This is a genomic window from Streptomyces sp. NPDC046909, from assembly GCF_040644695.1.
Lineage (GTDB): Bacteria > Actinomycetota > Actinomycetes > Streptomycetales > Streptomycetaceae > Streptomyces.
Window position 1 is genome coordinate 1 of the sequence record NZ_JBEYXC010000047.1, and the last position, 4,596, is coordinate 4,596.

Consider the following 4,596-nt stretch of genomic DNA (forward strand, 5'->3'; position numbering starts at 1 on the left):
GCTCCTCGGACTCGTCCATCTCGGCGACCACGACCTCCGCACACTCCTGCAGCGGCAGCACGACCCGTCCACCGTCATCAACGCGCCCTACGACCACGGCGTGGAAGACGCCGCCCACGCCTTGCGGGCCGCCTGGCGCTAGGGCGTGTATCGAATGTGCTGGTCACAGCCACTCGTTGATAGCCGCTACGAGAACGGTCGCCTCGTAGCGGACCGCGAGTTTTGTCGTACCTCGTGGCCACGGCACGGTGCCTTTTGAGGCGATTGATGCCGCACTCGACCGCGTGCCGAGCCTTGTAGTCCTCCGGGTCGAACCTCGGCGGACGGCCGCCACGGGAGCCGCGTTTCCTTCGGTTGCGGGCCTGGTCGACCTTGTCCGGGATGGTGCAGCCAATGCCACGTCTGCGCAGGTAGGCGCGGTTCTTGCGAGAGGCGTACGCCTTATCGGCGCGCACCCGCCGCGGCCGGGTGCGCGGTCTGCCCGGCCCCAGCCGGGGCACCCTGACGCGGCCCAGGACGACCTCGAACTGCGGGGAATCCCCGCGCTGCCCGGCACTGATCACGACGGACATGGGCTTTTGCCCCTGCTCGACGGCGAGGTGCAGCTTGGTGGTCAGGCCGCCGCGCGAGCGCCCGAGGCCGTGGTCGTCGGGCTCGACGGCGACGCCCCCGGGCGGTTCCTTCTGCAGGTCCCCCTTTTCCGCGCTCCGGCGGCGTGCTGGTGGGCCCGGCAGACGGTGGAGTCGATGTTGAGGTCCCAGGTGATCGGGTCCTTCGCATCAGCCCGGGCCTGGAGTTCGGTGAAGATGCGCTGCCAAGTGCCGTCGCGCTGCCAGCGACGGAACAGGTCGTACGCGCGGCCCCATGGCCCGTACTCCTCGGGCATGTCCCGCCACGGGATACCCGTGCGAACCCGGAACCGTATGCCGTCGATCAGCTGCCGCCGGGTCCATATCGGTGGCCGGCCGGGCTTCTTGCCCTTCGGTAACAGCAGTTCCAGCACGGCCCATTGCTCGTCCGTCAGATCTCCACGCGCCACGAATCAAGATCATCTCACGCCCAAGATCCACTTTCGACACACGCCCTAACAGCCGCGTCGTATGCGCTACGACGAGTCCAGGTCGGCCAGGAGCCGGGCGCGTTCCTCTTGCTCCTGCTCCAGTACCTGCTGGTAGACCGTCATGTCCCGTCGCTCCTCGATCGCCTCGCGCACGATGCGGGCGAGGACGTCGGGCGGGATCGCCTCCAGCTGGGTGGTGGCGCTGGGTGTGAAGGAGCGATGGTCTGTCGGCTTCGGCGGAGCTGTCGGCAGGTGATGCGTGCTGACATGCTCTTCGGTCACCGCCAGGCGCACCAGGTCAGTGCGGCCGTCGTGCGCGGCAGCGAACGGGCCGACGTCCTCGGCGAGCGCGAGCGGGACATGGACGCCGGAGGGGTCGAGGTCGCCGAGGTGGAGGATGGTCAGAACCCGGTCCTGAGCGGCGGCGCGGAGCGCGGTGGCGTGCTTGTCCGAGAGGGAGTCGAAGCCCCCGCCGGACCGGACCGGAATACCGAACGGGTCGGCTGTCCGGGCGAGTTGGGCCGTGGTGCCGGCGCTCTCCGACCACAGTTCCAGCACCTGCTCCTGGCCCTCCTGCCGGTCCCGACGGTATCCCTGGGCCGCCTGCCTCATCCGGGCGCGGAAATCGGCGGGGTCCGCGAAGGCCACGGGCGGCTCGATACAGATGCCGGTGTCGTCACGGATCGCGTCCCACGCGATCCGGCCCGATCGGCGGCCCATCCCCACCACCTCAACCAGTCGCCGGTACGCGCGCTCCGTCTTGTCGACCACGCCGTCGGAGACCGCCGCGTAAAAGCACTGCCGGATCGAGACCGGGAGCAAATCAGAGTAGCGGGCCAGGATCATGTCCACCGCCTCAAGGAGCTCCACCGTCGCCGGCCTGGGCCTCCACAACGGCTGGTACCCACGAGGACGACGATCCGGCACCTCCCACCGCCCCCTCGGGAACCCCAAGGCGACAACCCGAAGGACGCCACGACGTCCTCCGCCCCGTCCCACAGTCTCCTCGTTTTCCCCCGCCGAAGCACCCCGCCCGCGGCGCTGAGCCCGTACGGGCGGTGGCACCGGACGGTGTGTGCAGCGCGCGGTCGCGCAGTGGGGAGACGTGGCCCGGTCGTCGTCCTCGGGCAGAGGCGGCGTCGCAGCGCGCCGGGACGATCTGTCAGGTGACAAGTTGTTGTGCGGTGGAGCCGCAGGTGAGGCTGGGCATTCTCGCCGCCTGCGCCAAGGTGAGAGCGGGGAGCCGTTCGGCGTACTGCTCGTGCCCGCTGTCGCGCAGAATCGCGCGGAGCGTGGCGATGTCCAAGGGCGTGCGTTCGGCTGTCACTGCGTCGAGCAGCCATGCGGCGTCTGAGCTGCTCAGAAGCAACACGATGGGCTGGATGTACCAGGCGGGACGGCCCCGGCCCACGGCGCTCAGCAACTGGTAGGCGTCTGCGGGCTGCTGTGACTCGCGCAGAGCGGCCACAATGTCGACGACGCCGATGGGCGGGCGCTGCGTGGCGATCACGCTGAGCAGCCGGTGGGCGTACATCTCTCCGCTCCTGGCGTGCAGCTCTGTGATGAGGGCGCAGATATGGGATGGCGTTGCCTGGTCTGCTGCGATCTCCATGAGGTCGTAGGCCATCTCCCACTCGTTCTCGTCCTTTCCGTAATAAAGGACGACCCACATCAGCCCGACGATGAAGTCGGCTGACGCAGTGAGCGCGAGGTCGACGAAGCTGGAGTGTCCCTCGCGCATGCGTCGCAGCATCTTCAGGATGTCCTGTGCCAGGACGTCCGAGTCCTGGGTCTCGGCACCACCGGGCTCCGCGGCTTCCTCGCCCGCACTGACCGCAGTGGCAGGGATATCCGGCGCGTTGTCCTGGTGCAGTTCGCGAGCGAGGTCGTCGAGACGCTGGGCTCCGTCGTCCAGGTGCCGGGATGCCTTGACCAGTGCGTCGTCGATGTCGTCCGCTGCCGTCTCCACGTCCTGCGCCATGGGGGCCGTGGGGTGGGAGACGGTGAACGGCGGGGAGTTATCCGGTTGTCCGGCAGCCTGTTGACGCAGCTGTTCGAGTTCCGCGGTGAGCGTGCGGATCTGCTCCGCTGCTTCTTCGGCCAGCCGGTCACCTCTGCTGCGTTCGTCCCGGGCGCGCTGCAAGGACGCTTCTGCGGTCCGTCGCTGTTCTTCACTGCGCGCGAGCTGCTCGCGCATCGTGTCCAGCGTGTGGTGCTCGTCGGCACGATCCTGCAGTTTGTCGCGCTTGGCGGACAGGGCGGCGATGTCACGCTGGAGCTTGTCGACCATGGTCAGCAGCACGCAGACCATCCGGTGGGCGCCGGTGCGCTCATGCTCCAGCTCGACGGCCCGCTCCATGGCGCGCAGCAGTCTGTCCTGCAAGGCCAGCGACCGCCGCTGCTCGGCAACCAGCTCGCTCGCCGGCACCGCGGTGCCCAGCCGCGCGGCGCCGTAGGGCGGCCGGATGCCACGGTCCCGGGAGGTAAGGGCGGCAGCTTCCTGCAACAGCTGCTCTCGGAGAGCGGCGTCGTCTCCGGAGCAGACATCAGCGATCGCCTGGACGAAGTCCTCCTCCAGGCGCACCCCCGCGAGCCGCTCGCTGATGGTCGAACGGCTGGGAACGCGGCCACTGCTGAAGTGCTCCGGCGTCAGCAGCGGCCGGACATCGTCGAGGCGAAGCCGCGCATTGTCCAGCCAGCGCCGTAACAGGGCGGCCGTGGCGTTCGCCTGCTCGGTAGGGCCCTTCAGCGGACCCCACTGCTTGGTGCGCCGGCCTCGGTCGGACAACCTTCCACTCCTCATCTCCAGTGGGCTGTCCAGCCCTGTCCAGTCCGGCAGCCGGACAACTGGAGCCGCCCCTGCCAGCCCGGGCACCGTGTGGAGCACCCACGACACAGACCCCGACCAGGGCCAACACGTCGTGATCGCACGCACGTTTGGGAGACCCTACCGATGCCAGATCCTCTTCAGCACGCCCTTCACCTGATCCTGCGCAGACTCGTGACCGAACTGCCGGCCCAGCTCGCCGCCACCGCACACGTCCTCTGGGAAGCGCGGGCGCGAGCCTGGGCCTCACGACGTACCACCACCGCGGTCCGCAGCTAAGCGACTCGACAGAACCGTAACGGGCCGCTCACCCAAGCCTGAGCGGGCACGGATCGTTCCTGATCAAACGCCGAACTGGGCTGCAGACAACGGCAAAACGCTCCTGCCCGCCGACGGACTTGCGCCGCTAACACCCCGCTCCGTCTCAGTGCCACCAACCAGCTGATCCACCCACCGCTGTCACCTGCCCCGGCCCGCCCCGGGGCGAACTCGCCTCCGGAGCCCTGCCGATGACCTCGCCGCACATCCCCGACATATTCACCGTGACTGCCGCCGGCCTGACAGCGCTGAGCGACGCGCCCCTCTGGGTGGCCCTCGCGATCGCCCTCCCTCCCGCGATCACGGCCACGGCACGGGGCGTGACCGAGCTCCTCACGGGCATCTCCCATTTCCGCACGGCCTCCATGCGCCGCCGGCAAGAAGACCGATT

At 69.0% G+C, this 4,596-nt stretch carries 4 protein-coding genes and 1 pseudogene; 2 read left to right on the top strand and 3 right to left on the bottom strand.

Going from position 1 to position 4,596, the window contains the following annotated elements; translation table 11 throughout:
- Window positions 1-163 precede the first annotated feature (163 nt).
- From ABZ928_RS53315 to ABZ928_RS53325, 3 genes and pseudogenes are all read right to left on the bottom strand, one after another.
- Window positions 164-1,039, bottom strand: a pseudogene (locus ABZ928_RS53315) (IS5 family transposase).
- Window positions 1,040-1,105: 66 nt separating this feature from the next.
- A complete protein-coding gene (locus tag ABZ928_RS53320; protein ID WP_361537116.1) occupies window positions 1,106-1,930 on the bottom strand; it encodes a hypothetical protein in 825 nt (274 codons plus the stop codon).
- Between the two features lie 292 nt (window positions 1,931-2,222).
- Complete coding sequence (locus tag ABZ928_RS53325) at window positions 2,223-3,848, bottom strand: hypothetical protein (RefSeq protein WP_361537118.1); 1,626 nt, start codon at window positions 3,846-3,848, stop codon at window positions 2,223-2,225.
- 165 nt (window positions 3,849-4,013) lie between these two features.
- Between ABZ928_RS53325 and ABZ928_RS53330 the strand changes: the two genes are divergently transcribed.
- The gene (locus ABZ928_RS53330) at window positions 4,014-4,166 is read left to right on the top strand and encodes a hypothetical protein (protein WP_361537120.1); all 153 of its coding nucleotides are present in this window, start codon (window positions 4,014-4,016) and stop codon (window positions 4,164-4,166) included.
- 230 nt (window positions 4,167-4,396) lie between these two features.
- The coding region (locus ABZ928_RS53335) for a hypothetical protein (protein ID WP_361537122.1) at window positions 4,397-4,596 on the top strand (200 nt) is incomplete at its 3' end.